Source organism: Streptomyces sp. SD15 (assembly GCF_054462255.1).
Window position 1 is genome coordinate 1 of record NZ_JBTLMO010000046.1, and the last position, 25,785, is coordinate 25,785.

General features: G+C 69.3%; 23 protein-coding genes and 6 pseudogenes. 13 read left to right on the plus strand and 16 right to left on the minus strand.

All coding sequences use genetic code 11. The annotated features are described in order from the left end of the window. Positions 1-240: 240 nt before the first annotated feature. On the minus strand, positions 241-804 hold the full coding sequence (locus tag ACX28W_RS33575; RefSeq protein WP_459003783.1) for a hemerythrin domain-containing protein: 564 nt from the start codon (positions 802-804) through the stop codon (positions 241-243). A 237-nt stretch (positions 805-1,041) separates the two neighbouring features. Between ACX28W_RS33575 and ACX28W_RS33580 the strand changes: the two genes are divergently transcribed. Continuing rightward, positions 1,042-1,581, plus strand: coding sequence for a hypothetical protein (locus tag ACX28W_RS33580; protein ID WP_459003784.1), 540 nt, complete (start codon positions 1,042-1,044; stop codon positions 1,579-1,581). 161 nt (positions 1,582-1,742) lie between these two features. Here ACX28W_RS33580 and ACX28W_RS33585 read toward each other — a convergent pair. Continuing rightward, a pseudogene (locus ACX28W_RS33585) lies at positions 1,743-2,065 on the minus strand (plasmid stabilization protein). A gap of 435 nt (positions 2,066-2,500) precedes the next feature. Here ACX28W_RS33585 and qcrB point away from each other — a divergent pair. Beyond that, complete coding sequence (gene qcrB / locus ACX28W_RS33590; protein WP_459003785.1) at positions 2,501-4,054, plus strand: cytochrome bc1 complex cytochrome b subunit; 1,554 nt, start codon at positions 2,501-2,503, stop codon at positions 4,052-4,054. Here the strand turns inward: qcrB and ctaF are convergent. Further along, a complete protein-coding gene (gene ctaF / locus ACX28W_RS33595; RefSeq protein WP_459003786.1) occupies positions 3,972-4,373 on the minus strand; it encodes an aa3-type cytochrome oxidase subunit IV in 402 nt (133 codons plus the stop codon). The two genes, qcrB and ctaF, sit on opposite strands and share 83 nt — an antisense overlap. Further along, the gene (gene ctaD, locus ACX28W_RS33600) at positions 4,370-6,040 is read right to left on the minus strand and encodes an aa3-type cytochrome oxidase subunit I (RefSeq protein ID WP_459003787.1); all 1,671 of its coding nucleotides are present in this window, start codon (positions 6,038-6,040) and stop codon (positions 4,370-4,372) included. The genes ctaF and ctaD overlap by 4 nt, the downstream gene beginning before the upstream one ends. Positions 6,041-6,544: 504 nt before the next feature. Here ctaD and ACX28W_RS33605 point away from each other — a divergent pair. Further along, entirely contained in the window at positions 6,545-8,083 is a 1,539-nt protein-coding gene (locus tag ACX28W_RS33605) for a CYTH and CHAD domain-containing protein (protein WP_459003788.1), read from the plus strand. A 19-nt stretch (positions 8,084-8,102) separates the two neighbouring features. Here ACX28W_RS33605 and ACX28W_RS33610 read toward each other — a convergent pair. Then, positions 8,103-8,279: pseudogene (locus tag ACX28W_RS33610) on the minus strand (IS5 family transposase); the annotation flags it as partial. 395 nt (positions 8,280-8,674) lie between these two features. Next, positions 8,675-8,761, minus strand: a pseudogene (locus tag ACX28W_RS33615) (NADPH-dependent oxidoreductase); the annotation flags it as partial. Between the two features lie 432 nt (positions 8,762-9,193). Here ACX28W_RS33615 and ACX28W_RS33620 point away from each other — a divergent pair. The 4 genes from ACX28W_RS33620 to ACX28W_RS33635 all read left to right on the plus strand — a co-directional run bounded on the left by ACX28W_RS33620 (position 9,194) and on the right by ACX28W_RS33635 (position 11,480). Continuing rightward, positions 9,194-9,400, plus strand: a complete 207-nt coding sequence (locus tag ACX28W_RS33620) for a hypothetical protein (protein WP_459003839.1) — start codon at positions 9,194-9,196, stop codon at positions 9,398-9,400. A 5-nt stretch (positions 9,401-9,405) separates the two neighbouring features. After that, a complete protein-coding gene (locus tag ACX28W_RS33625) occupies positions 9,406-9,756 on the plus strand; it encodes a hypothetical protein (RefSeq protein WP_459003789.1) in 351 nt (116 codons plus the stop codon). 67 nt (positions 9,757-9,823) lie between these two features. Continuing rightward, positions 9,824-10,789 (plus strand): LLM class F420-dependent oxidoreductase, encoded by a 966-nt coding sequence (locus ACX28W_RS33630; RefSeq protein WP_459003790.1) that lies wholly within the window; start codon positions 9,824-9,826, stop codon positions 10,787-10,789. A gap of 19 nt (positions 10,790-10,808) precedes the next feature. Beyond that, positions 10,809-11,480: an HAD family hydrolase gene (locus ACX28W_RS33635; RefSeq protein WP_459003791.1), complete on the plus strand. Its 672-nt coding sequence runs from the start codon at positions 10,809-10,811 to the stop codon at positions 11,478-11,480. A gap of 5 nt (positions 11,481-11,485) precedes the next feature. On the opposite strand, the pseudogene ACX28W_RS33640 reads toward ACX28W_RS33635, so the two are convergent. The 6 genes and pseudogenes from ACX28W_RS33640 to ACX28W_RS33665 form a co-directional block, all read right to left on the minus strand. Next, positions 11,486-11,641, minus strand: a pseudogene (locus tag ACX28W_RS33640) (IS630 family transposase); the annotation flags it as partial. Between the two features lie 151 nt (positions 11,642-11,792). Next, a complete protein-coding gene (locus ACX28W_RS33645; RefSeq protein WP_459003792.1) occupies positions 11,793-12,023 on the minus strand; it encodes a hypothetical protein in 231 nt (76 codons plus the stop codon). Positions 12,024-12,082: 59 nt separating this feature from the next. Further along, on the minus strand, positions 12,083-12,238 hold the full coding sequence (locus ACX28W_RS33650) for a DUF6131 family protein (protein WP_459003834.1): 156 nt from the start codon (positions 12,236-12,238) through the stop codon (positions 12,083-12,085). Between the two features lie 209 nt (positions 12,239-12,447). After that, complete coding sequence (locus ACX28W_RS33655; protein ID WP_459003793.1) at positions 12,448-12,714, minus strand: DUF4235 domain-containing protein; 267 nt, start codon at positions 12,712-12,714, stop codon at positions 12,448-12,450. A 203-nt stretch (positions 12,715-12,917) separates the two neighbouring features. Next, positions 12,918-13,982: a YihY/virulence factor BrkB family protein gene (locus tag ACX28W_RS33660; RefSeq protein WP_459003794.1), complete on the minus strand. Its 1,065-nt coding sequence runs from the start codon at positions 13,980-13,982 to the stop codon at positions 12,918-12,920. A 71-nt stretch (positions 13,983-14,053) separates the two neighbouring features. After that, positions 14,054-14,171 (minus strand): annotated as a pseudogene (locus tag ACX28W_RS33665) (DUF6766 family protein); the annotation flags it as partial. Between the two features lie 1,170 nt (positions 14,172-15,341). Here ACX28W_RS33665 and ACX28W_RS33670 point away from each other — a divergent pair. Both ACX28W_RS33670 and ACX28W_RS33675 read left to right on the plus strand, forming a co-directional pair. Continuing rightward, positions 15,342-15,503: pseudogene (locus tag ACX28W_RS33670) on the plus strand (flavoprotein); the annotation flags it as partial. Positions 15,504-15,534: 31 nt separating this feature from the next. Then, a complete protein-coding gene (locus ACX28W_RS33675; RefSeq protein WP_459003795.1) occupies positions 15,535-15,744 on the plus strand; it encodes a hypothetical protein in 210 nt (69 codons plus the stop codon). A gap of 59 nt (positions 15,745-15,803) precedes the next feature. On the opposite strand, the gene ACX28W_RS33680 is transcribed toward ACX28W_RS33675, so the two are convergent. Continuing rightward, a complete protein-coding gene (locus ACX28W_RS33680) occupies positions 15,804-18,335 on the minus strand; it encodes an alkaline phosphatase D family protein (protein ID WP_459003796.1) in 2,532 nt (843 codons plus the stop codon). A 705-nt stretch (positions 18,336-19,040) separates the two neighbouring features. On the opposite strand from ACX28W_RS33680, the gene ACX28W_RS33685 reads away from it, so the two are divergent. The 3 genes from ACX28W_RS33685 to ACX28W_RS33695 all read left to right on the plus strand — a co-directional run bounded on the left by ACX28W_RS33685 (position 19,041) and on the right by ACX28W_RS33695 (position 21,888). Then, positions 19,041-19,856: an endonuclease/exonuclease/phosphatase family protein gene (locus ACX28W_RS33685; RefSeq protein WP_459003797.1), complete on the plus strand. Its 816-nt coding sequence runs from the start codon at positions 19,041-19,043 to the stop codon at positions 19,854-19,856. An 839-nt stretch (positions 19,857-20,695) separates the two neighbouring features. Beyond that, positions 20,696-21,610, plus strand: coding sequence for a HipA family kinase (locus ACX28W_RS33690; RefSeq protein ID WP_459003798.1), 915 nt, complete (start codon positions 20,696-20,698; stop codon positions 21,608-21,610). Continuing rightward, positions 21,607-21,888 (plus strand): Rdx family protein, encoded by a 282-nt coding sequence (locus tag ACX28W_RS33695; RefSeq protein ID WP_362072111.1) that lies wholly within the window; start codon positions 21,607-21,609, stop codon positions 21,886-21,888. The genes ACX28W_RS33690 and ACX28W_RS33695 overlap by 4 nt, the downstream gene beginning before the upstream one ends. Positions 21,889-21,900: 12 nt before the next feature. Here the strand turns inward: ACX28W_RS33695 and aceB are convergent, their stop codons facing one another. Both aceB and ACX28W_RS33705 read right to left on the minus strand, forming a co-directional pair. Next, positions 21,901-23,526, minus strand: a complete 1,626-nt coding sequence (gene aceB / locus ACX28W_RS33700) for a malate synthase A (protein WP_459003799.1) — start codon at positions 23,524-23,526, stop codon at positions 21,901-21,903. Positions 23,527-23,629: 103 nt separating this feature from the next. Further along, complete coding sequence (locus ACX28W_RS33705) at positions 23,630-24,229, minus strand: nucleotidyltransferase family protein (RefSeq protein WP_459003800.1); 600 nt, start codon at positions 24,227-24,229, stop codon at positions 23,630-23,632. A gap of 231 nt (positions 24,230-24,460) precedes the next feature. Between ACX28W_RS33705 and ACX28W_RS33710 the strand changes: the two genes are divergently transcribed. Next, positions 24,461-24,775, plus strand: a complete 315-nt coding sequence (locus tag ACX28W_RS33710; protein ID WP_362072105.1) for a DUF5955 family protein — start codon at positions 24,461-24,463, stop codon at positions 24,773-24,775. A 172-nt stretch (positions 24,776-24,947) separates the two neighbouring features. Here ACX28W_RS33710 and ACX28W_RS33715 read toward each other — a convergent pair whose 3' ends face one another. After that, a complete protein-coding gene (locus tag ACX28W_RS33715) occupies positions 24,948-25,757 on the minus strand; it encodes an IclR family transcriptional regulator (RefSeq protein ID WP_459003801.1) in 810 nt (269 codons plus the stop codon). Positions 25,758-25,785 lie beyond the last annotated feature (28 nt).

A 25,785-nucleotide genomic window follows, 5' to 3' on the forward strand; every position in this document is an offset into this window, starting at 1 on the left:
GCGCAGGTGAGCGGGGTCTGGTGCGTCGAGCTGCAAGGCGGAGGAGGGCGTCGACGCGATGGGGGTCCCCCCTGTTCGAGCGAAGCCGAGAACTTGGGGGAGTCGGCAACCGACGGCAACGCCGCAGATCGGCGTGCCGGACCCCGCGTCTCCGGCATGATCCGCCGGACAGGCCCTAAGCAACGGGCATTCCGTCCTCCGCGGATGTTCGATCACGCCGTCCGGCACCGCCGTGCGGCTTCAGCTGTCCTTGCCGCGGCCCGAGAATGCGTCGCGCATGCGGTCGACCATTCCGACGCCCGGAGCGAGGAGCTTGTTGGCGGGCGGCTTGTCGGGAGCGGACGGGTGAGGACGCGTGGGTGCGGTCTTCTTGGCCTGGCGGACTTTGTCGCCCAGCTCGTTCAGAGCCTCAGCGGAACAGGAGTCACGCAACCGGGGGAAGAGGTTGCCCTCCTCGTCGGCGATATGCGTCCTGATCTCCGTCATCAGCTGGGCGATCAGCCGGTCGAATTCGGGGTCGTCCGCCTGGCACCGTTCCAGGTCCTTCATGGTGCGCTCGGCCGCGGCGTGGTCCTCCAGCTCCCGGTCGGCGAGCGCATCGCCACCGGGGACGTGTTCGCGGACCGCCGGGTAGAGGTAGGCCTCCTCCGCGACCGAATGCCGGACCAATTCGATGGTGGCCTTGTCCGCGTACAGCTTTCGCTGCGGATCGCCGGGAGGCAATTCCTCGAGATGGGTGAACAGCTCCTCCACTTCCTGGTGATCAGTGGTCAATTCGGCGATGACATCCCCGCCGTGTCCCATTCTCTTGCTCCTTCGTGTGTGGTGACGCGGCCTTTTCGGTCTTGCAAAGGCTCTTCCGGACGCCAGTGAAACTCCTCGGGGCCCGCCCGCGGCGCATTGCCGCACGTGCGGGCGCGGCGACTCGGCGATGTGGCCGAAGCCACTTCTTTTCCGTGGTCTGCGTCATTTCCCCGCCGGAAGCCAAGGGCTACGGTCTTACCGTCTGTCTCCCCGCTCCCCAGTAATTCGGACGGTCCAGTGCTCGCAGATCTCTCCCCGCTCATCGCGGCGACCGCTCAGTGGCTGACGTGTTCCTATCCGTCGGGCGAGAGCGCAATGGACCGCGTTCTTTCCGAGGTGCAGGCCCGGCAGGCCGTGACCGTCGCGGCGTGGCTGCGCTATCCGACGCCGATGGACGCCGAGCTGGTCGTCATGGCCGGGCCCCGGGGCTCCGCGCGGCTTGACTGGGTCACCGGCGCGGATGGGGGAGCGTATGGGCCCGTAGCCGACGCAGCGGACGGCCAGGCGTGGCGCACCTGGGTGGACGAGGTCGTGGCGAGCTGGGCCGCATGCCTGCTTACCGACTCCGAGCTGGCCGATACGGCGGTCGCCGCGCTCGCGGAAGACAGCCGTACGAGCGGAGTGCCGGTCGACTTCCGGCGTTTGGTCGCACCCGGCGACCGTGATCGGAAGGCAGCCGCCCTGTTGCGCCATCCGGACCTCCTCTCGCCTATAGCCGAACTGCACCGGGAAGGCCTCCTCGACCTTCTTGCGCCGGGACCGGCGCTGACCGCCTGAGCCGTGACACCGGGCTGGTTGAAGGAGGGCAGTCAGGTTCTGACGCCGATCGGTTTCGGCCAGGAGATTACGGCCGAGCTCGGCGCCCGTACGGCGTACGGGCTGCCGCGGTGTCCGCGGAGCCGCGGACTTCACGTGCGCGATCGGTCGGCGGCGCGTGGTCAGCGGCCGAGCGCCCTTTGCAGCTGCTCCTTGTTCATGGAGGATCGGCCGTCGATGTTGCGCTTCTTCGCTTCCTCGTAGAGCTGGTCCTTGGTCGGCCCCTCAGCACCCCTGTGCGAGCGTTGTCCACCGCGTTGGGCGGCGGACTTCGGATCGTGGGTGGATGTCTTGCTGGAGGTCTTCGCCTCGCCGGAACGAGCACGCTCCTTGTTGACCGTGCGGGCCGCGATCTCGTTCGACGCGGGGATTCGCCCCGGTCTTCGGCGTTTTCCTTGATGTGTTCGTACTGCCGTTCGCGCTTCTTGTTCGATCCTGCGGGCATCGCGTCGTCCCTTTCCTCGGTCGGTGGCTGATCAGCGGCTTCGTTCGGCAGGGTTGAGCCCGAGCCTTCGAGGCCGGGTGGACGCTCCCCGAGTCCCCGCACCGCGGATCGCATAAACGCGGTGGCGAACCCCCCTGAAGACGGGACGCGGTCGGTCGGCGGCTGCCCATTCGGACGCGCAGTGATGTCGCCCTGCGCGGTCCGAGGGCGATGGTGGGGGTACGCACGACCCCGCGTCCGAAGGTGGATTTCCCGTGTGTTTCTGCGGGCTCTGGCGGGTTCGGTGCGCCGGGCGAGTGTCGCGCGAGGTCGGGATACTCGCCCGGCGGCTTGGCGGCAAGACATGACCAGAAGCATGCGGAGCGTGCGCGCAGAGGAGGCATCCGTGGGACAGGAGCGGTGCGGCCGGTTCGTCGGCGAAGGGCCGGAGGCGAGGTGAGGGCGGCGCGGCGACGACGGGTCGAGCCGTCTCAGGACGCCGAGGGCCGACCGCCCGGTGAGCGCTTTGCCGACGCGTTCGATGCGAGGCTCCCGTTGACGGACGGTGGCGGGAGACTCCTGCGCAAGGCATTCCCGGACCACTGGTCGTTCCTGCTGGGCGAACTGGCGCTCTACAGCCTGATCATGCTGGTGTTGACCGGGGTGTGGCTGACGTTCTTCTTCGAGCCCGACATGGGTGAAGTGACGTACGGCGGAACGTACGTACCGCTGCGAGGCGTCCTTGTGTCGGAGGCGTACGACTCCACCCTGCGCATCGGTTTCGACGTTCGGGGTGGACTCCTCGTCCGGCAGACGCACCACTGGGCAGCCCTGGTGTTCGTCGGCGCGATCGGACTGCATCTGCTGCGGATCTTCTTCACGGGTGCGTTCCGAAGGCCCCGGGAAGTGAACTGGGTCATCGGACTGACGCTGTTCGTCCTCGCGCTCGCCGAGGGGTTCGCGGGCTACTCGCTGCCCGACGACCTCCTCTCCGGGACAGGGCTGCGCATCGCGCAGGGCATCATGCTGTCGATCCCCGTTGTGGGCACCTACGTGAGCATGTTCGCGTTCGGCTCGGAGTTCCCCGGCGAGGACATCGTCCCCAGGCTCTACGGCATGCACATCCTGCTGTTGCCCGGCGCGTTGATCGCGCTGGTCACCGTCCATCTGATGCTGATCGTCTACCTGAAGCACACCCAGTGGCGCGGACCCGGCAGGTCGAACGGGAACGTCGTCGGCAAACCGCTCTTTCCGCAGTTCGTAGCCTCCTCAGGAGGCCTGTCCTTCATCGTTTTCGGCGTCCTGACGCTGCTCGGCGGCCTCGCCCAGATCAACCCGATCTGGACATACGGCCCCTACCGCCCCGACCAGGCGTCGACCGGTGCCCAACCCGACTGGTACGTGGGGTTCCTGGAAGGCGCGCTGCGACTCGTGCCGCCGTGGGAGACGAACCTCGCCGGTCACACCCTCATGTGGAACGTCCTGCTTCCGGCCGTCGTCCTGCCCGGACTGCTCTTCCTCGTCCTGTACGCGTACCCGTTCGTCGAACAGCGGCTCACCGGCGAGTGGCGCCAGGAGGAGCACTTCTGCGACCGGCCACGCGAACGCCCGGTCCGCACGGGCCTCGGCGTCGCCGGTGTCACCTTCTACGGTGTACTGCTGCTGGCCGGCGGCAACGACGTCGTGGCCCAGACGTTCCGGATCTCGCTCAACACCTTGACCTGGGTGCTGCGCATCGCCCTCGTGGTGGCGCCTGTCATCGCGTTCATGCTGACGCGCCGGCTGTGCCATGCCCTGCTGCACGCTGAGCGGGAGCGCCTGGTGGAGGGTGAGGAGACGGGCGAGGTATGGCAGTCGGTGGAGGGCGGCTACGGCAGTGGACACCGGCCGGTCGAGAAGTTCCGGCCTGGATCGCCCAGGGCGCCGCTCACCCCTCCTGACGCGTCCCGCGGTCCGCGTACTGGAACGTCATCCCCAGAACACCGCAGGCCAGCACGCCGAAGCCGATGAGGAACAGCCACAGCCCGTAGACCACTCCTGTACACATGACGGTGAAGCCCGCGGCGGTGATGACGGGCCATGGGCTCTGGGCCGGGAAGAACTCCAGGGGACCCGCCCCGTCCGCCACCTCGGCATCGGTACGGTCCTGGGGGCGGCGTCCTTTGCGGCGGTACTGCATGGCGCAGAAGAAGGCGATCAGGGCGGCCATCGCGAAGGCGACGGAGAGGGCCGCAGTCCCGGCCGGTTCGCCGGACCAGAGGTGGTAGAGGGCGGTCGCGCCTGCGAAGAAGGCCGCGACGCCGCCGAAGAGCAGTGCCTCGACCTTCATCGCAGACCTTCCTCCTGCGCCTGTTTGACGATCTGTGGATGGCGCAGGTCGAAGGCGGGAGCCTCGGACCGCACCCGTGGCAGGGCCAGGAAGTTGTGGCGGGGCGGTGGGCAGGACGTCGCCCACTCCAGTCCTCGGCCATAACCCCAGGGGTCGTCAGAAGCGACCTGCTGTCCGTGCCTGGCCGTGTGCCACACGTTGTACAGGAACGGCAGGGTCGAGATACCGAGCAGGAACGCTCCGACGGACGAAAGAGTGTTGAGGAGAGTGAACCCGTCGGTGGGCAGGTAGTCGGCGTACCGGCGAGGCATCCCCTCCTCCCCGAGCCAGTGCTGCACGAGGAACGTGAGCTGAAAGGCCGGTAGCAACAGCCAGAAATGCAGCTTGCCGAGACGTTCGTCCAACAGTTTCCCGGTGAACTTGGGCCACCAGAAGTAGAAGCCGCCGAACATCGCGAAGACGACGGTGCCGAACAGCACGTAGTGCAGGTGCGCCACGATGAAATACGAGTCGGTGAGGTGGAAGTCGAGTGGCGGGGAGGCGATGAGTACACCGCTGAGGCCGCCCAGCAGGAACGACACCAGGAATCCCATCGCCCAGAGCATCGGTGTCTCGAACGACAGCGAGCCCCTGTGCATCGTCCCGATCCACGCGAAGAACTTGATGCCGGTGGGCACGGCGATCAGGAACGACATGAGGGAGAAGAACGGCAGCAGCACCGCGCCGGTGGCGAACATGTGGTGCGCCCAGACCACGGCGGACAGCATGGTGATCGAGATCGTCGCGCCGATCATCGGAAGGTAGCCGAACAGCGGTTTGCGCGAGAACACCGGAATGATCTCCGAGATGATGCCGAAGAACGGCAGGGCGACGATGTAGACCTCCGGGTGCCCGAAGAACCAGAACAGGTGCTGCCACAGAATGGCGCCGCCGTTGGCCGCGTCGAAGATGTGCGCGCCGAACTTCCGATCCGCCTCCAGGGCCAGCAGAGTCGCGGTGAGTACGGGGAAGGCGGGCAGTACCAGAATCGATGTGAAAAGGATGTTCCAGGTGAAAATCGGCATCCGGAACATCGTCATTCCCGGGGCGCGCAGGCACAGGATCGTGGTGATGAAATTGACGGCGCCGAGCGTCGTCGACACTCCCGTCACCACCAGTCCCATCACCCACAGGTCGCCGCCCGCGCCGGGGGAGTGGTACGCGCTGTTCAGCGGCGCGTAGGCGAACCAGCCGAACGCGGCGGCACCCCCCGGCACCAAGAAACCGGAGACGACCATCAGACCGCCGAAGAGGTACATCCAGTACGACAAGGCGTTGAGCCGGGGAAAAGCCACGTCCGGCGCCCCGATCTGCAGCGGCATCACGGCGTTCGCGAAACCCGCGAACATGGGCGTCGCGAAGAGCAGCATCATGATGGTGCCGTGAATCGTGAAGAGCTGGTTGTAGGTGTGCTCATTCACAAACTGCAGTCCGGGGCGGGCGAGTTCGGCCCGCATGGCCAGGGCGAGCAGCCCGGCGAAGAGGAAGAAGCAGAAGGCGGTGACCATGTAGAGGTTGCCGATCACCTTGTGATCGGTCGTAGTGGTCCAGCGCAGGGCCGCCCGGCCCAGAGAGCCATGGTCCGCGGTCCGCTCGGTTTCGGTGCCGCGTTCTGAAAGCTCGGTCATCGTCCTCCTCCGCGGACTGTCGCAGCCCGGCGCCGTTGGGGAGGCATGCGGGCCGGCGGCAGAAAAGCGCCTCGCGAGTGCCCCGGCCGACCCAGTGGAATCCGGAGGCCGGCGAAGTGCGTGCGTGGCGACTCACGCGACAACTCGGTCCCGCACCGCGAGCTACCGGCCAGGCCGGAGCGTGATCGTCCGGAGTGACGCTACCCGCGCCGCCGCTCGAGCCGCGCGCGCCACGCCTTACCGGGCACCCGACGCCTTGACGCGTTTACGCACGGCTGCACGTTCGGCGGAGGCCGCGTCATTGCTGGAGCCCTGATGTGGGCGGTCCGTCCGGGCATCAGGTGCGTCGGCGGTGGAGGGCCGACAAGACGTGATCACTGATGCGGCCCTGATCAGGTTCAGACCATGTCCTTCGATGCCGCCTTCGGCCGGGCCTCCTGGCCGGAGGCTGCATATGTTGCCTCACGAGTGTTTGAGCGGCGCTGAGGCGTGCACGCGGCCGGTATGACCCATTCGAAGCGAGAGACAGAGCGAAAGTACGAAGCCCCGTCGGCCCATGACACCTCGTGGCTGCCGGACCTCACCAGCGTGGACGGCATTGCATCGGTCGTGGGAAAGGGCCTCGACGAACTGGACGCCGTGTACTACGACACAGACGACCTGCGCCTGGCCGGCGCGTCGGCAACGCTCCGGCGAAGGACCGGCGGGGCTGATGCGGGCTGGCACCTCAAACTGCCCCTGCCCGGGGACAGCCGGGAGGAGGTGCAGGCCCCGTTGTCCGACACGGTTCCGGACACCCTGCGTGACCTGGCCCTTTCCCGCACCCGAGGGGTAGAGCTGAGGCCAGTCGTCCGTATCCGGTCCACCCGCAGCACACGGCACCTTGTCGATTCCGAAGGCGCGGTCCTCGCCGAGCTGAGCCTCGACGCCGTCCGCGCCGAGTCCCTGCTCGGCATGACCAAACGGGTGTCATGGACCGAGATGGAGGTCGAGCTCGCCGAGGACGCCGATCCCTTGCTGCTCGACCTCGTGGACCAGGCGCTGCGCAAGAACGGCATCGAACGTGCGGATAATCCGTCCAAGCTGAGCCGCGCCCTGGAGGAAACAGGCATGGGAGCGCCGCACCTGACGGACGCCCCTGCCGAGACCGTCGTACCCGGATCGGCCGCCGAAGGGGTCCTCAGGTACGTGGACGGGCAGGTCCACGCCCTGGTGGACCTCGATCCCGCGGTACGCCGCGGCCTGCCGGACTCGGTGCACAGAATGCGCGTCACCTGCCGTCGACTGCGCAGCACCCTGCGTTCCTACCGGGCGGTGCTGGAGCGTGAGGTCACCGATCCGATCCGCGAGGAGCTCAAGTGGCTGGGCGGCGAGCTCGGCGCCGAACGCGACCAGGAGGTCCTCATGGAACGGCTCGGCGCGCGCGTCGGGGCCTCGCCCGGGGAGCTGGTCCTAGGGCCCGTCGAAGCCCGGTTGCAGGTGTGGAACGTCTCCCGCACCTCCGAGGCGCGGCAGCGCACCCTCGACGCCCTGCTCTCACCCCGTTACCTGGCCCTTCTGAATTCTTTGGCCACGCTCACGCAGCAGCCCCCGCTGCGTCGTAAAGCCGCTCGCAAGCCGGAGAAAGTGATGGTCAAGGCAACCCTCAAGGAGTACGACCAGCTGGCCGGCCGGGTAGCACAGGCGCTGGAGCTCTCCCCGGGGACAGAATGCGACGCGGCCCTCCACCAGGCCCGCAAGGCGGCGAAGAAGACGCGGTATGCCACTGAACCGGCGCGCGCCTCGCTCGGTAAACCCGCCAAGCGGCTCGGTAAGCGCGTCAAGGCCGTGCAGAAGGTGCTCGGGGACCATCAGGACAGCGTCGTGGCGCGGGACGCCCTGCGGCACCTGGCCCTGGCGGCGCATGCGGCAGGAGAGCCCGGTTTCACCTGGGGCCTGTTGTACGGCCAGGAGCAAGCCGTGGCCGAAGGGCGCGAACGGGAACTGCCGACCGCGTGGGCCGATGCATCGAAGCCCGGGCTGCGCAAGGCGCTCGTTCACTGAGAGGTCGTTCCCTGCAGCGTTTTGGTCCTGGGACGCGCGCGGAGATCTCCGTGTCGATGCCGAGAGTGGCGGTGTGTTCTACGAGGCGCCTGTAGCAGCCACCGTCGAACCAGACTCTGCGGATGCCGGGGTGGTCGGTGGCGACCTGGTCGAGAAGCCGGGTGCCGGCCACGGAGTCCTGCCTGCCGGCCGCGGTGGGACGGCAGCGGCGAGGTGCAGCGAAGACCGTGAGGGCGGCGACAGGGCGCCTCGTGGTCGGGGCGGCAGTGGCGTGGAGGTCACCGGACGGGCCGGTGCCCGCGAGCGCGTCACTGGGCTACGTCCGGATGCGCGGGCTGTGGCTGCGAGCGATGCTTGCCGAATGACCGAGCGTTCCGTGATCGTTTGCCCGCCCGTCCAGGGGGAGGGGCGCCAAGTGCGCGTGGACGGGGAGCCCATGGGGGCGGCCTGCAGTCTGCGTGACTTGTCCGAGATCATGCGGCGGGCGGGCTGGGCTGGTATGGATGAGATCGATGTGGCGGACTCACCGGTCATCGAGTGGCACGGCGGCGGGCCTGAGGTGTGGTGACGGCATGTTTGAGTCTCCAGCGCCATGGCTTGGCCGACCCAGTAGGTGACGGCGTTCGGGGTGGGGAAGAACCCGACGTCGTTGAGGCCGCGGGAGAGGTTGGCGCTGACCCCTTAGCCCGCTGGTTTACCAAGATCACCGTGAAGGAGCTCGGGCGGGAGAAACACCGTGTCAACGGCTTACACCCCGGCGTCAGCGGGACACCGTCGGCCTACGACCCCGCCACCGGCGAGCTGATCGTCGGCGTCAACGATCAGCCGATCCCGCGTCCGGCCGAACGAGATCAGCAGCCTCGCAGCCTCGTCCTGTTCCGCGTCGGACGACGCGGGATACTCGACCGGCGCGACGTGCTTCGCCGACGGCGGCTACCTACTCGCTCCCGCCCCCGCCGCGCAGCCCTGACCGCAGTCGACGTCCGGGGCATCCCATGCCCGACGAACCGCCCGCCTGACGCTCCGCGCGCCGCGGGAGCCCCGACGGGTGACGCTGGGAGGGATGCCCGCGACTGTCGACAGGAGTCCGGCCGCACGAGAGGACACGTCATGGGTGTACGCACCTGGGTCAGCGACTGGCCCGTCTATCGACAGCTGACCGGAGCCGACCGCCGGCGCGTGGCCGGGCGGCCGTATCCGGGTGGGCTCGCACTGCCGGCGTGTTCGGTCTGCACCCGCATCGGGGTCTTCGCGGCGGGCATCGCCTCCGCGGAGGACCCGAAGTACACCGTCGTACCTGAGCGGAAAGGAAGGTGACCCCGATGGTCACTGTGTGTCTCACCGGAGCGTCCGAGCAGGACGCTGCCACCGTCTTCGACGTCCTGCGGACGGCGTTCCCCCCCATCGACCAGCCCGCCGACGCCGTGCCCCATGAGCAGCCGGGGGACCGCCCTGCCGTGTGGACCGCGGAGTTCGAGCCGACGCAGAAGCGCGTACCCACTGGGCCGACCCCGCTGAAGGGTTCGCTCAGCGCAACGCTGCAGGGCGGCTACGTCGCCGTGGACCAGCTCTGCGAAGCCCTGAGAGCCGCGTTCGCCGTAGACGAGCGGGGCACGGCGTCGGGAGACCAGGAGAAGGAGGTCGACCTGCAGCTCCGGGGGAAGCGGTCCTGACACGGAGACCGCGTTTCGCGGCGCCCCGCGCGCATGAGCGGCCCCCGACCACGAGGAGAAGAGCGACATGGTGCAGATCGGGTACACGATGATGACCGAGCAGGCCGGCCCGCGAGAGCTCGTCGGCCATGTGGTCGGAGCCGAACGCGCCGGCTTCGACTTCTCCGTCACATCCGATCACTACTTCCCCTGGCTGGAATCCCAGGGACACGCCCCATACGCATGGAGCGTACTCGGCGCCGCCGCGCAGGCCACCGAACGCATTCCCCTGATGACGTACGTGACGTGCCCGACGACCCGCTACCACCCGGCGGTGGTTGCCCAGAAGGCCGCCACCATGCAACTCCTCTCCCAAGGGCGCTTCCGCCTGGGACTCGGCTCTGGGGAGAACCTCAACGAGCATGTGGTGGGAGGCGGATGGCCCGCCGCGCACGTCCGGCTGGAGATGCTGGAGGAGGCCGTGGAGATCATCCGCTCGCTCTTCACGGGAGAGAACGTCAACCACCATGGTGTCCACTTCGACGTCGAGAACGCCAAACTGTGGGATCTGCCCGACACGCCCCCGCCGATCGGTGTCGCCGTCTCCGGTGACCGCTCGTGCGAACTCGCCGGTCATCTCGCCGACCTTGTGATCGCCACTGAACCCGAGCAGGCGCTGATCTCCGCGTTCGATCGGCACGGCGGCGCGGGCAAGCCCAAGGTCGGCCAGTTGCCGATCTGTTATGACACCGACCGCGACGCGGCGATCGCCCGCGCCCACGACCAGTTCCGCTGGTTCGGCGGCGGCTGGCCGGTCAACTCCGAACTGCCCGGACCCGCCGGATTCGCCGGTGCCACCCAGTTCGTACGGCCCGAGGACGTGGCCCGGTCCATTCCCTGCGGTGACGACGTGGACGCCGTCGTCGAGGCCGTATCCACCTACGTCGACGCGGGGTTCACCGAGGTCGCCCTCGTCCAGATCGGCGGCGGCCACCAGGAACCGTATCTGGAGTGGGCCCAGCAGAAGCTGCTTCCCGCCCTGCGCGAACTGTGAAAGGCCGAGGACACCTGAGATGACCACGAAACGTGCTGCGATCTTCGATGTCGACGGAACACTTGTCGACACCAATCACCTGCATGTCGTCACCTGGTGGGAGGCCTTCCGGCAGGCCGGTCACCACATCCCCATGCATGAGATCCACCGGGCCGTGGGCCTCAGGGGCGGCGACCTGATCGACCACCTGCTCGGCGACGACCGCGACCCTGACGACGACGAGCAGCTCAACGCGGCCCACCACGCCCTCTACGCGACGTACTTCGAGCGACTGCCGTCACTGGACTCGGCGGGCGACCTGCTGCGCGCCCTGGCCGCGCGAGGCTGGGCGATCGTACTGGCCACCTCGGCGAGCGGCGCGGAACTCGCCGCGCTACGAAGTGCCATCGACGCGGACGACGTCATCCTCGGATCAGCCAGCGCGGACGACGTCGCCGACGGCAAACCCGCCCCCGACCCCGTCGAACAGGCCAGGGAACTCGCCGGCGTGCCGAGCGAACGAGCCATGTTCGTCGGCGACACCGTCTGGGACATGAAAGCCGCCGTACGGGACGGCGTAGCCCCCGTAGCCCTGCTGTCCGGCGGGATCCCGCGTGCAGACCTGGAGGCAGTCGGCGCTTGCGCGGTGTACCGAGACCCCGCCGACCTCCTGGCACGCCTGGACACCAGCGTCTTTGCCGACCGGGAGTGACCGGATTGAGCGATGACCGGGACGCGGCTTCCGTCGGCGGAAGCCAGCAGCATCATCGCGCGGCGACAGCGCACCGAGCTGGTACTGCCCCGGCGCACGATTTGCTGCAGCTTCTGTCCTTCCTGATCGGTCAGTCCGCGCACCCGCACAGGCTCGGCCACCCCACCTCCAGCCGTCGGAACGGACTTCACCGATTCCGTCCGCCAGTGCAGATGGAGCCCGCCGGCGCAGATTCCGGTGGAGGCGGATGCGTCCTTGGTCCCGCTCGGACGCCGGGAGCGGCCCCTGGGGCCGGTGTCGCGCGCCTTCTCGTCACTGCCGGGCTTGCTCTGCTCTTCTCCGCTGTGACTCACGCTCTTCCACGGGCCTGCCGTGCGGATTCCCGGCGTCCTGGTCGGAGACCTTGCACCTGGGGTCCTTGTCGGGAGCGTACTGGTAGGGGTGGAACGCGTGGTGGGCGCCCAGGTCGTCCTGTCGGCGGGTCCCGTCGGCGTCCGGAGACCAGCCGTGCTGGTGGACGTCCTTCTGGGCCGGGGCCCTCACCGCGCGCAGGCTGGGATGACTTCGGCTGCTTTCGGAACTCCCTGTGCCGATCTTGGTTGCTACCAGTAGTGCTTGCGTCCGCCGACAGCGTGGCCGAGGGCGCCCACAATCCAGAGGATTGCCCCGATGATGACGAGGATGACGCCGATGGTCCACAGGATGCTGATGCCGGCGACGAGACCGATGACGAGCAGAATGACACCGAGGACGATCATCATGCCCTCCGACTAGTCGCTGTGATGCCTCTTCCACAGTAGGCGCGTTCGCCCCTCACTGCTCTGCCATACGCGTGCCACCTCCTCCGGTATTCGGCCGGCCCAGGTCTGACCGGCGCCGGCCTGCTTCGGTACTTGCCCGGCAGAATCCGCGGCGCCGCGGCCTGCCCGTCGGCGTCCGCAGAGCTGGGGTGAAGCCGGCCGAGAGGTCAGCCGGGCCAGATGCCGGTCAGGCGGCGGGCTGCTACGGCGCCGCCTCGGTCGACCGCGGCCTTGACTCCGGCGAAGATCGCGCCCTGCAGGACAGCCGCCGACAGGATCTCGCGCCAGTCGCGCTGCTCGTCGGTGGCGTCGGGGGCGTCCTCTTCATGCCCGAGCTTCTTCCAGACCTGCTTGAACACTTTGCCGGCCAGCACGCCGCTCACGGTGCCCAGAACCAGCCCCACAGGCTTGTAGACGATCTTCGAGGCTTTCATCGCCGCCTCCTGACACGACGTACGACCGGCAGTGCGATCAGCGTTGTCGTGCTGATCGGTTACCCGAGTACCCCCGACGCCTCGCCTCACCGGTCGTCAGAGCACTCGTCGCCGAAGGATCACGGCCCCCACGCGATCGCTCGCCTGGCCGGCCGACGATCCCCCTCGCTCAGCGCACCCGCCGCGCGCACGTGCTCCTCCACTCAGGATCCGAGGCGGCGGCGGTCCTGCTCGTCCCACTTCCGGGTGTCGCGTGGCTGGACGTACGGCTCATCGTCGGCCGGATGGCCGCCGGCGACGGCGCGTTGGCGTACCAGCTCCGCATCGAACTCCAGGCCGAGCAGGATCGCCAGGTTGGTGATCCACAGCCACACCAGGAAGACGATCACCCCGGCGACGGTTCCGTAGGTCTTGTTGTACGAGGCGAAGTTGGCCACGTAGAGCGCGAACCCGGCGGAGGCGATCATCCAGATCAGCAGCGCGAGGAAGCTGCCGGGCGTGATCCAGCGGAAGCCGCGGACCTTCGCGTTCGGGGTCGCCCAGTACAGGATCGCGATCATGACGGTGACCAGGACCACCAGCACCGGCCACTTCGCGATCGACCACGCCGTCAGCCCCGCGTCGCCGACCCCGAGCGCGGTGCCCGCCTGCCGTGCGAGACCGCCGGTGAAGACGACGATCAGCGCGCTGATCACGGCCATCACCATCAGCACCACGGTCACCCCGACCCGCACCGGCAGCACCTTCCACACCGGACGGCCCTCGGGGATGTCGTAGACCGCGTTGGCGCTGCGGATGAACGCGGCGACATAACTGGACGCCGACCACACCGCGAGCACCAGGCCCACAATCGCCATGACCGACCCCAGCCCTGCGTTGCCCTGCATCTGCCGCACCGCGTTGCGCAGGATGTCCTGCGCGGGGCCCGGGGCGAACTTCTGGATGTTGTCCAGCACCTGCTGCGTCGCCGACTGTCCGACGATGCCCAGCAGCGACACGAGCGCGAGCAGCGCGGGGAACAGTGCCAGGATTCCGTAGTAGGTCAGGGCCGCTGCCCGGTCAGCCAGTTCGTCCTTCTTGAACTCCTTCAAGGTGCCTTTCAGCACCGCCCCCCAGGCGCGTCTGGACAGGTTCGTCGGGCTGTCCGGCGCCCGCCGCTCCACCTGCTCGTCCGGCCCGGCGGCGGCCGGAGCCTGTACGGTCTCGCCGTCGCGGTCGGCCGTGAATCGCCCGCTGTGCCGTCCATGCCGCTTCAATGTCCGTACCATTCCGCACGGGTATCCGGCCCGGCGCCGCCCATGCGCGGATGTGTGGCATATCGGACTTTTCTTCTCTGTCCTCAGCCTTCCACGCCGGTGGCGCCGTGGGCCGCTCCCGCCGGTTTCGACACTGGGGAACCTCGTTGCCGCAGGGTAGATCGAGAGCACTGCCATGGAGGCGACGGCGAGCAGTTCGGACGCCGTCCGTCCACGGCGAAGCTCGTGGCAGAGGTCGTCCGGGAGCCGGCCCGAGACCGCCCACTGCACGAGCGGTTCGGCGCGTTGCCTCGAAGGACCGGCTGTGCGCCGCGTGGTCGAAGACGCCGTGGGCGCCGTGGTCGGTGCCTTGCGACTGGTCGACCGGTTCGAAGAGGTTGCGCTCGGCGCTCGGCGGCTGCTGGCCGGTCTGCTGGGCGTCGCAGCCGGTGCGGGTGAGGTAGCGGTCGAGCAGGGCGGGGGCCAGGCGATTGGCCCAGAACGTCGCCCCTGTCGTAGCGCCGACGTAGTACTGCTAGCAGGGCCGCGCGGTCGACGCGCACCGCTGGCTCGAACGGGGCCGCGGCGCCTGCGGAGCGTCCGGCCTGTACGCCGAGGAGTTCGACATCGCCCACTTCATCCACCGCTTCCGCCACGACGACCGACCCCTCTGTCGCGGCTGGAGATCACACGGGAGACCGTCGCGCAGGTGCTGGCGGAGTTGTCGGCCGCGGAGGCCGAACCGGACGTTCCGGCGAGGGATGTGCCGGAACCGAACGAGACGTCGGCGCCTCATGGCATCGGGGTGATGATGGTGCCGCCGTGGCGGGAGGGCCTGGTCGTGGCGGTGTTGCCGGATGTGTACCGGGACTTCGTGGAGCTCATCGCTGATGCTCCGGGACCGTTGCAGGCCAAGCAGATCGTGCCGCGGATCGGTCTGCCGACGACGACCGGGAAGATCAAAAGTCTAAGACCGACCGGCAATTGGAGGGTGGGAGAAGGAGCGGGGTCTGGTGCGTGCAGCTGCAAGGCGGAGGAGGGAGTGATGGCGGAGCCATCGCGACCGACGACAACGCGGCAGATGTGCGTGCCAGACCCCGCGACGCCGCCCTCCAATTGCCGGTCGGTCTAAAGCGAGGCGTTGCCCGCCCGGCAGCCACGAGATGTCACGATCCGGCACTCGAACATCCCGAGGAACAACCGCTCTCTCGGAGCGCCCTTAGCAAGGGATTAGGTGCCAACCAAACCGAATCACTCCCGAAGAAGAGCCCCGAGGGAACCGTACGACGCCCTGGGTGAAGCTGATCCGTACTTCGCCTCCCGTGATGCCTTCGAACGCCTCGTCCGGGCGCTGGCCGTCGGCCGGCGCGGGGCATGGCCCACGACGAGCTGGAGTTGCTGGAACTGACCCTGCCGGAGACCGGCGTGTGCGGCGGCGCGGGCCTGTTCGACGACCCCGACGCCGCCCAGGGCAACGAGGGCGGTGGGTGCTGCGCCGCCCCGCCCGCCCTGCAGATCGGCACCGGCGCCCCGCTCTTCTCCGGCGGCTGCTGACCTCTCAAGCCACCCCAGCAGGAGGTACGCCATGTCCCGCCTACAACTCGCCCTCCGCGTCCCCGACCTGGACGCGTCCGAGGCCTCCTACAGCAAGCTGTTCGTCACTCGTCTCGACCTCGACGCCGAGGTTGCAGAGCCCGCGCAAGGCCGTCGGGTCACGGACCGCTCTGGACGCCTCGTCGCTGAGGGCACTCGCGTCCCAGAGCCGCTCGGGGGTGGTTGCGGATGGCGGAGGTGACCGTGCTCGGCGGCACCCTCCGGCCCCGTCCACGCCGGACGGGGCCGGGACATGCTGAGTCAGAGTGTCGCCAGGACCGCGAACGGGTCGGCGGTGCCGCCGTTGTCCACGGCCGTGATCCGCCGGCGGAGCGTGAACGTCTGCCCGGGCTGGAGCGTCAGTTGACGCTGGGTCATGGCCCAGATCCCGCACGCGTACGCAGTGAATCCGGCCTCCTCGTACAGCAGTCCGTACGTCTGGCGGTCGGAGCCGGACATGCCGATCCACGGCGCGGTCGGCGTGAAGTCCTGCGGGGTGGAGGCCGTGATGGTGCCGTGCCCTGCGACACCGCTGCGCTGGCCGGTACCGTCGTGGTCCAGGACATCACCCACCCATACGGTCTGCGGCGTGGCACCGAGGTTGGTGAACACCGTCTCCGCCGTGACCCACGGCTGGCCCGCGCGCACGCTGTACGTCGTGGTGACACCGAGGTCGGGCACCGAGGTACTGGCGCCGACGGCCCGGACCGAGGCGACGGGGCCGCCCGCCGAGACCACCTCGACGGACGTGGAGCGCACGGTCCGCTGCTGCCAGGCGTTGGAGCCGCGCGGCTGCTGGGCCGACGCGTACGGGAGGTTCAGCCAGTCGAGCTGGTCCAGGTGGCCTACGGCCGCCAGGTCCAGCGGCTTGCCGAGGGTCACCCCGGAGAGCTGGGAGTCCTCGGAGCCCGCCGACACGGCCAGCGCCAGCTTGTCGTTGGACAGCACGATGTCGTCCGCCGTCGCCTGCGACTGGGGGCCCGGCACTGTGCGGCCCGTGCCCGCGCGGACCGCTCCGGGCGCGAGGGACAGCACTGCCCGCGTCTGGGTGCCCTTGGTGATGGTCGCGGTCGCCGACTCGGGCTCGTAGCCGGCGCCGACGGCGGTCAGGTTGTACGTCCCCGGCGGGGCGAACGCGAGGAACTCGCCGTCGGGGTCGGTGATGCCGGCGCCGACCCGGGTGCCGTCCATCGCGGTCACGGTCACCTCCACGTTGGGCAGCGGTGCGCCGGAGAGCCGGTCCGTCACGTGGCCCGAGAGCCCGTCGCCGGCGTCGATGCGCCGTGCGCCGGGCCTGCCGTCCTGTACCTCGAACGCGGCGATGGTGAACGCGGGCGAGGCCGGATTGCGCGCGTCGAGCACGATCCGCAGGTCGCTGCGCCAGCGTTCGGGGGTGACGTCGCACAGGACGTAGCCGCGGTAGGACCCGTTGTAGAACCGGACATGGGGGTTGGCGGGCAGACCGAGCCGCACGTCCGCGTCCCAGCCGGCGCCCGAGGAGATCGAGGTGCCGACGAACTCGGTGGCGACGGTGGGGGAGTGGGGGTCGTCGAAGTCGGTCTTGAGGTCGTTGACCCAGTGCGTGTGCCAGTCGCCGCTGAGCACCACCGGGTTGGCCGGCCTGTGCTCGGCGATGAAGTCCAGGATGCGAGAACGGGCCGCGGCGTAGCCGTCCCACTGGTCGAGGTTGACGATCTTGCCGGGGCCGAGGTCGTAGTCGAACTGGGCCATGATCGTCTGCTGGGCGATGACGTTCCACCGGGCCTTCGAGTGGCTCAGACCGTCCAGCAGCCACTGCTCCTGGACCGGTCCGGTCAGGGTCCGGGCGGGGTCCAGGACGTCGGGGCCCGGTTCTTTGCGGCCGTCGCCGTACGCCTGGTCCGTGCGGTACTGGCGGGTGTCCAGGATGCTGAACTCCGCCAGCCTGCCTGCCCGCACGCGCCGGTACATGGTGGCGTCGGGGCCGTGCGGCTGCTGCGCCGGCCGCATCGGCAGGTGCTCGTAGTACGCCTGGTAGCCGTTGGCGCGGCGCTCCAGGAAGGGGCGGCCGTCCCCGGCGCCGCCGGGCACGTCGCCGGCGTAGTTGTTCTGGACCTCGTGGTCGTCCCAGGTGAGGAAGAACGGGAAGCGGGCGTGAGCGGCCCGCAGGTCGGGGGAGGTCTTGTACAGCGCGTGCAGCCTGCGGAACTCGGTCAGGCTGCCGGCCGTGGTCTCGTAGATGTAGTCGCCGAGGTGCAGGACGAAGTCGACGTCCTGCTCTGCCAGGTCACGGTAGGCAGGGTAGGGGCCGCCGACCCAGGACTGGCAGGAGACGAACGCGAACCGTATGCGATCGGTCTCGGCGCCGGGCGGCGGCATGGTGCGGGTACGCCCGACACGGCTGCGGACGCCGTTGTGGCTGAACCGATACCAGTACCAGCGGTCCGGCGCCAGCTCGTCGACGACCACGTGGACGGTGTGCGCCGACGCCGCGTCGGTCGTCACCCGGCCCGCGCGCACCACGTGCCGGAACTGCTCGTCGAGCGCCACCTCCCACTCCACCAGGGCCGGTACGGCGGGCATACCGCCGGTCGAGGCGTCGAGGGGATCGGGCGCCAGCCGGGTCCACAGGACCACGCTCTCGTGGTCGGGCTCACCGGAGGCGACGCCGAGGGTGAAGGGGGCCGGGTCGAGCTCGGCGGCCCGGGCGTCCAGGGCGTTGGCCAGTTGCGCGACCGCGATGCCGCCCAAGGCACCGCCCGTCAATGCGAGGAATCTACGGCGGTCAAGTGTCCGGAAACCAGTGCTTGTCATGGCTGAATCCTGCGTTCCTATACCGGCAGGGCCATGACATTTCTGTGAATGTCGTGCGTACGGCGGCTGTCGTGCTGCACGTCCCGTCCGTACCAGCCGAGGCCCGAACGGCGATGACGCCCGCGTGGCGCCGGCCGTCAGTGGACAGGGTCACGGTGCCCTTGCGGTGCGCGGTGACCCGGTCGACGGAGGCGACGCGGGTATCGCTGGAGGGCCAGACGTGCGAGGCCGGGTCGGCGATGGGCGTCGTCAGTCGGCCAGGTTGTCGCCGCCGATCAGGGTGCCGGTGGCGCTCGGTGGCACTGTGTCACCCGTGTTGAGCGTCGCCGCCGGGGCGGTGACAACACCGGAGGTGAGCGCGGGTTCCACGGAGAACCGGATGCCGCCTGTCGGGGGCGATGTGCAGGAGGCCGAAGTGGTGGAAGTCTCCCCGATCCGCCGAGGCGTGGGCGGACATGTCCCCCGGCACCGCCTGGATCGGGGGCACGACACGCGGGCCGCGACGCGCCGCACCCGCCAACTGCCTTGTACCGCAAACCGGTTCGGCCCACCCAGGCCCCGTGCAGCGGGGGTCCGCACGCTCGGACGGGACGTGGCTCCTGAAAACCGCGGCCCTGCCGACGTCAGTGACGCCCGCATGAGGCGATGATGAACACTTTTCGGCCACTCTTCCGGATCTTGTGGTGGCGCCAGGAGAATCCCACCGTGATCCGACCTTCCCTGACACATCTGCGTGCACTGACCCTCGCCTGCCTGGGCGCCGCCGGACTGCTGCTGTCCCCGAACGTCGCCGTGGCCGACACCGCAACGCAGTCCACCAAGGCTCCGTCGCGGGACGCGCACCCGCCCTACTCGCTCCTGCACATGAACGTCTGCTCCAGCGGATACGCCCGCTGCTACGCCGGCACCGAGTACCCGAAAATCGTCGACGAGGTGGTGGCCCGTATCCAGGCCAACGACGTCAACGCGGTCACCCTCAACGAGGCGTGCAGCGGGGACGTGGCCGACATCGCCGCGCGCACCGGCTACCACTACCGCTTCGCCACGGTGATCTACAGCGGCGCCCCCCTGCCGTGCAAGTCGCCCGACGGGCGCGGCGTGTTCGGCAACGCCGTGCTGACCAAGGAGGCGATCCGCGCCTCCGAGGACGCGCCGTTCTCCGTGTTCAGCGGAGTGGAGCAGCGACGCTGGCTCTGTGTGACCACTGCCCGCGGCCTGGACGTGTGCACCACCCACCTCTCCACCGACGGAGAGGCCTCCGGCACCACCAACTCGATCCAGTGCGCGGAGCTGACCCAGGTGCTCGCGTCCCGCGGCCGGCCGACCATCTTCGCCGGCGACGTCAATCGGCGCTCCTCGTGCGCGCCGGAGGGCTACTGGACGCTGACCGACGCGGCCGCCACCCAGGCACCGGGCATCCAGCATGCCTACGGAAACCTCGCGGCGCCGACACTGGAGATCGAGTCGACGACGTACACGGACCACGACGCGCTCGTGGTCCGGGCCGGGCTCCCGAACTGACGTGAGTTGACGGCTGGTCCGCGGCGCCGCGCCCGGACCAGCCGTACCCGTGCCCCCATGCGCCACCTTCCGCTGCGAGGGGCCCAGCGTTGCGTGGACGCGTAGGCAAGGCAGGTCACTGGGCGAAGGCGCGAGCCGTGGTCAGTCCCATCCCGGCCGGCACGCGGCTCGCAGCGGCCGCCCACAAGGGTGCCGACATCCGCCGCTGGGATATATCGCCTGGGCTGTGTCCCCGGATCCCATCCGGACGGGAGGGAGCCATCAGCGCGGCCCAACCCGGTGAACCTTCGCGGTCACAGCACTGGTCGCGGCGTACTGGCGGACGAACTTAGCCTCCGCGTGGGAGAAACCGGGGGCGGACAGGCCGCGGAGGAAGTTCTCCCTTCTGGTCACCACACGGTTCGGCAACGCCGTGGCCGTGAACACGTGGAACACCTACACCTGGAAACCCGCGCCGGCCAAGGCCGGCATCATCCCACCGCGCCCCAAGGGGGCAAAGCCGTGGCAGTGGGAGGCGGCGCTGAAGGACGGGTTCCATATGCTGCGGCACACCTATGCCTCGATCATGCTGGAGGTGGGGGAGTCCGTGGTGACTCCGGCGCGGTGGCTCGGGTACTCCTCGCCGGCTGTCACGCTCGGTTACTATGCTCACTCCATGCCGGAGGCCGGAAGTACGGGGCGCACCGTCATGGACGGGATGCTCGGGAGGCAGAGGAATCGGCATGCCAGTCGAAACTCCCCAGATTCTCCCCAGGGCTGATCGCGGCAGACTCCCTGGAGTGAGAGCGTCTGGAGTGGATCGTGGTTTGTAAGGCAAAAGACTCGGATGGCCTGGGAAAGTGTTGAGGGAAGTCACCGTAACCCGCTATGTCGCACCCCTGACGGCCGGCGGCTCCGTCCCCGGAGTCATCGAGGCCGACGACCTGGGGACGTACGTCGTGAAGTTCACCGGTTCCGCGCAGGGCCACAAGGCGCTGGTCGCCGAGGTGATCGTCGGGGAGCTGGCGCGCGCCCTCGGGCTGCGGTTCCCCGAGCTGGTCCTCGCGCACTTCGACCCGGCGGTCGCGGAGCACGAGCCGCACCAGGAGGTGCAGGACCTGCTGCGCGCCAGTTCCGGGATCAATCTCGGCATGGACTATCTGCCGGGCGCGAAGGACTTCACCCCGGAGATGGCGGGGACCTTCCCCGTGGACCCGCTGGAAGCGGGCAGGGTGATCTGGCTGGACGCCCTCACCGTCAACGTGGACCGCACGGTGCACAGCTCGAACCTGATGATCTGGCCCACGTTCGGCATCGCGCCCCCGCGCCTGTGGCTGATCGACCACGGCGCCGCCCTCGTCTTCCACCACCGCTGGGACGCGTCCGCGCCGGACAAGGCGTACGACTTCCGACGCCACGCGCTCGGCGGCTACGCCCCGGACACGCGCGCGGCCGACGCCGAGCTGGCACCCAGGGTGACCGAGGAACTGCTGCGCGAGGTCACGGCCGAGGTGCCGGACGCCTGGCTGGCGGAGGAGCCCGGGTTCGCGACCCCGGACGAGGCACGCGAGGCGTACGTCGGCTACCTCCTCGCCCGGGTGAAGGCGTCCGCGGCATGGCTGCCCACGGATTTCCCGAGCCGCGAACAGCTCGCCGCGGAAGAAGCGGATCGCGCGGCGAAAACCCAGCAGGGCCGACCGAACTGGCTCAAGCGGGTCCCTGACCTGCACGGCAAACCGGCGGCGGAACAGGATTGGTCGGTGCACCTCGGATGACCACGGAAAACACGCACAGGGTGCAGATCGAGTACTGCACCCAGTGCCGCTGGCTGCCGCGCGCCGCGTGGTTGGCCCAGGAGCTCCTCACCACGTTCGAGACCGAGCTGACGGAGCTGGCGCTCAAGCCCGGCACCGGCGGTGTCTTCGTCGTGCGCGTCGACGACGAGGTCGTCTGGGACCGGCGGGAGCAGGGCTTCCCCGAGCCGACGGCCGTGAAGCGCCTCGTACGCGACCGAGTGGCCCCGGAAAAATCCCTGGGCCACTCGGAGAAGTGAGACGGGGTCGGCTCAGCCGACCAGCTGCTCGTACGCCGGCAGGGTCAGGAAGTCCGCGTAGTCCTCGTCCAGCGCCACCTTCAGCAGCAGGTCGTGGGCCTGCTGCCAGTTGCCCGCCGCGAAGGCCTCCTCGCCGATCTCGGCGCGGATGGCCGCGAGCTCCTCGGCGGCGACCATGCGGGCCAGCTCCGGCGTGGCCTTCTCGCCGTTCTCGAACTCGACACCCGCGTTGATCCACTGCCAGATCTGCGAGCGCGAGATCTCCGCTGTCGCCGCGTCCTCCATGAGGTTGAAGATCGCGACCGCGCCGAGGCCGCGCAACCAGGCCTCGATGTAGCGGATGCCGACCTGGACGGCGTTGACCAGGCCGTTGTACGTCGGCTTGGCGTCGAGGGAGTCGACGGCGATCAGGTCACCGGCGGCGACGGAGACGTCCTCGCGCAGCCGGTCCTTCTGGTTGGGCCTGTCGCCGAGGACCGCGTCGAAGGACGCCATCGCGATCGGGACCAGGTCGGGGTGGGCCACCCACGATCCGTCGAAGCCGTCGCCCGCCTCGCGGTCCTTGTCGGCCTTCACCTTCTCGAAGGCGACCTTGTTGACCTCTTCGTCGCGGCGGGACGGGATGAACGCCGCCATGCCGCCGATCGCGTGCGCGCCGCGCTTGTGGCAGGTGCGGACGAGGAGTTCGGTGTACGCGCGCATGAACGGGGCCGTCATCGTCACCAGGTTGCGGTCCGGCAGCACGAACTTCTGGCCGCCGTCACGGAAGTTCTTGACGATGGAGAAGAGGTAGTCCCATCGGCCCGCGTTCAACCCGGAGGCGTGGTCGCGGAGCTCGTAGAGGATCTCCTCCATCTCGTAGGCCGCCGTGATCGTCTCGATCAGGACGGTCGCGCGGACCGTGCCCTGCGGGATGCCGACGTAGTCCTGCGCGAAGACGAAGACGTCGTTCCAGAGCCGGGCCTCCAGGTGCGACTCCGTCTTCGGGAGGTAGAAGTACGGGCCCTTGCCGAGGTCGATCAGCCGCTGCGCGTTGTGGAAGAAGTACAGGCCGAAGTCGACGAGCGCGCCGGGGACGGGCTTGCCGTCGGCGTCGACGAGGTGGCGCTCGTTCAGGTGCCAGCCGCGCGGCCGCATGACGACGGTCGCCAGCTCGTCATTGGCCTTGAGGGCGTACGACTTGCCGGACTTCGGGTCGGTGAAGTCGATGCGGCGGGTGTACGCGTCGGTCAGGTTGAGCTGGCCGAGGATCACGTTCTCCCAGGTGGGCGCGGAGGCGTCCTCGAAGTCGGCGAGCCAGATCCTGGCGCCCGAGTTGAGGGCGTTGATGGTCATCTTGCGGTCGGTGGGGCCGGTGATCTCGACCCGGCGGTCGTTCAGGGCGGCGGGGGCGGGGGCCACTCGCCAGGAGTCGTCCGCGCGGATCGCGGCGGTTTCCGGGAGGAAGTCGAGAGTGGAGGTGCGGGCGATCTCGGCGCGGCGCTCGGCGCGGCGGGCGAGGAGCTCGTCACGCCGGGGCGTGAACAGCCGGTGCAGCTCGGCCACGAAGGCGAGGGCCGCGTCCGTGAGGACCTCCTCCTGCCGGGGCAGGGGCTCGGCGTCGACGATGGCCAGCGGGGACGGCGCTGGTGCGGACATGAGCTGTCACTTCCTTCGGGTGGCACGGGGTGTAGTGGATATTAGTTTCCTCATGGTGGAAGTTCAATGATTTGTTGATGTCGAGATAGAGCTGCTCGGGGTGTCACTCAAGATGGACCAGGTCCTCGTCCGTGTCGATGTCGAACGCCTGCGCCACATCCCCGCACTCGACGAGGGTGATTGCGCCACCATGGGCCTTCAGGTAGGCGCGTGCCCCCCGGTCACCCGTGGCGGTCGCGGCGATCCCGGCCCAGTGGTCGGCGCCGAAGAGCACCGGGTGGCCGCGCTCCCCGTCGTACGCCGCCGCGGCGAGCGACAGCGGCGATTCGTATACGGCGAGCACCCGGGCCACCGCCTCCCGGCCGATCCCGGGCTGGTCGACGAGCGACACCAGCGCCGCCCGCGCGCCCGTGCCGGCCAGCGAGTCGAGCCCCGCCCGCAGCGAGGAGCCCATGCCCTCCTCCCACTGAGGGTTGTCCACGAGGACGCAGCCGGGCAGCTCCGCCCTTTCCCGTACGGCATCGGCCTGGGCGCCCAGGACCACATGGACCCGGGTGCAGCCGCCCGCGCGCAGGACCGCGACCGCGTGTTCGACAAGGGGCCGTCCGCGGTGGGGCAGGAGCGCCTTGGGGCGCCCGCCGAGCCGCCGTCCACCGCCGGCCGCCAGCAGCAGCCCGGCCACCTGGGGCTTGTTCTCCGTCATGTCCCCTGCATACCCGATGCGTACCCGACCCGGCCGGGGCGCGCGCCGTAATCCGGGTGGGCCTTGCGATGTCTGGGGACTGAATTTCGGTCATCGGAGTGGCGCCCACCGCGCCGGGTGGCGTTTACTGGCCCGCGTCCCATGGCGCCCGACCACCGCCACGGGTGTTGGTCCGGCATACGAACGGCATGGGAACGACTTGCGCACAAGGGCGTGCGAGGGGGGAGAGCTGTGTTGCGGAGCTTGGGGCAGAGGTCAGTGACCGGCAGTGACGAGGACCCGAGGGTGGCGGAACTGCGTACGGCCGTCTCCCGGCTGCGCCGTGAACTCGCCGCGCACCCGGCGGAGTTCCCCGACCGGGGCATCGCCGAGGACGAACTCGCGGCGCTCGCCGCGATGGCCGTCGGCGGCGTCCCCGAGATTCCGCGGCTACGCCGCTCCCTGTTGCTGATCGCGGGCGCGATCGGCTCGGTCAGCGCGCTGGCGACGCGCCTCGCGGACGTGCGCAGCGCGGTGGAACTGTTCGGGGAACCGCCGCGCCGGTGACGCGGTCGGCGGTGGTGCCCCGGTCATGGCCGACCGCGCGCCGGGCCGCCGATCCACCCGGTGGCCGCCAGGGCCTGTCCGGCGGGACGGGTCGCAGGAAAGCCACGGAGCCTGATCAGCGCCGGTGGGCGTGCCAGGCCCCGCGTCTGCGGCATGATCCGCCGGACAGGCCCTACGGCTGGGCCGTCGGCCCCGAGCTCGCCAGTGCCTCCGACAGCTCCGCCGCGACCTGTTGCAGCACGGGCACGATCTTCTCCGTGGCCGCGTCGGTGACACGACCCGCGGGACCGGAGATCGAAATGGCGGCGGCGGTGGGGGAGTCGGGCACGGAGACGGCGAGGCAGCGGACGCCGATCTCCTGCTCGTTGTCGTCGACCGCGTAGCCGAGTCGGCGCACCTCCTCGAGCGCGGTGAGGAAGCCGTCCGGCGTGGTGATCGTCTTCTCCGTCGCGGCGGGCATGCCGGTACGGGAGAGCAGCGCGCGCACCTCGTCCGCCGGGGTGTTCGCGAGCAGCGCCTTGCCCACGCCCGTGGAGTGCGGCAGCACCCGGCGGCCGACCTCGGTGAACATGCGCATCGAGTGCTTGGAGGGCACCTGGGCCACGTACACGATCTCGTCCCCGTCGAGCAGCGCCATGTTCGCGGTCTCGCCGGTCTCCTCGACCAGGCGCGCGAGGTAGGGACGGGCCCAGGTGCCGAGCAGCCGGGACGCGGACTCGCCGAGGCGGATCAGACGGGGGCCGAGCGCGTACCGGCGGTTCGGCTGCTGACGTACATAACCGCAGACCACCAGCGTGCGCATCAGACGGTGGATGGTGGGCAGCGGCAGTCCGCTGCTGGCCGAGAGCTCGCTCAGGCCGACCTCGCCCCCGGCGTCGGCCATCCGCTCGAGCAGATCGAAGGCGCGCTCGAGAGACTGGACACCACCGCTCGGAGCGGATGACTTGGCGGCGTCGGTGGTGCTGGCGCTGGACGTCGGCACGGCGCGGTCCTTTCACGACTGACAGGCA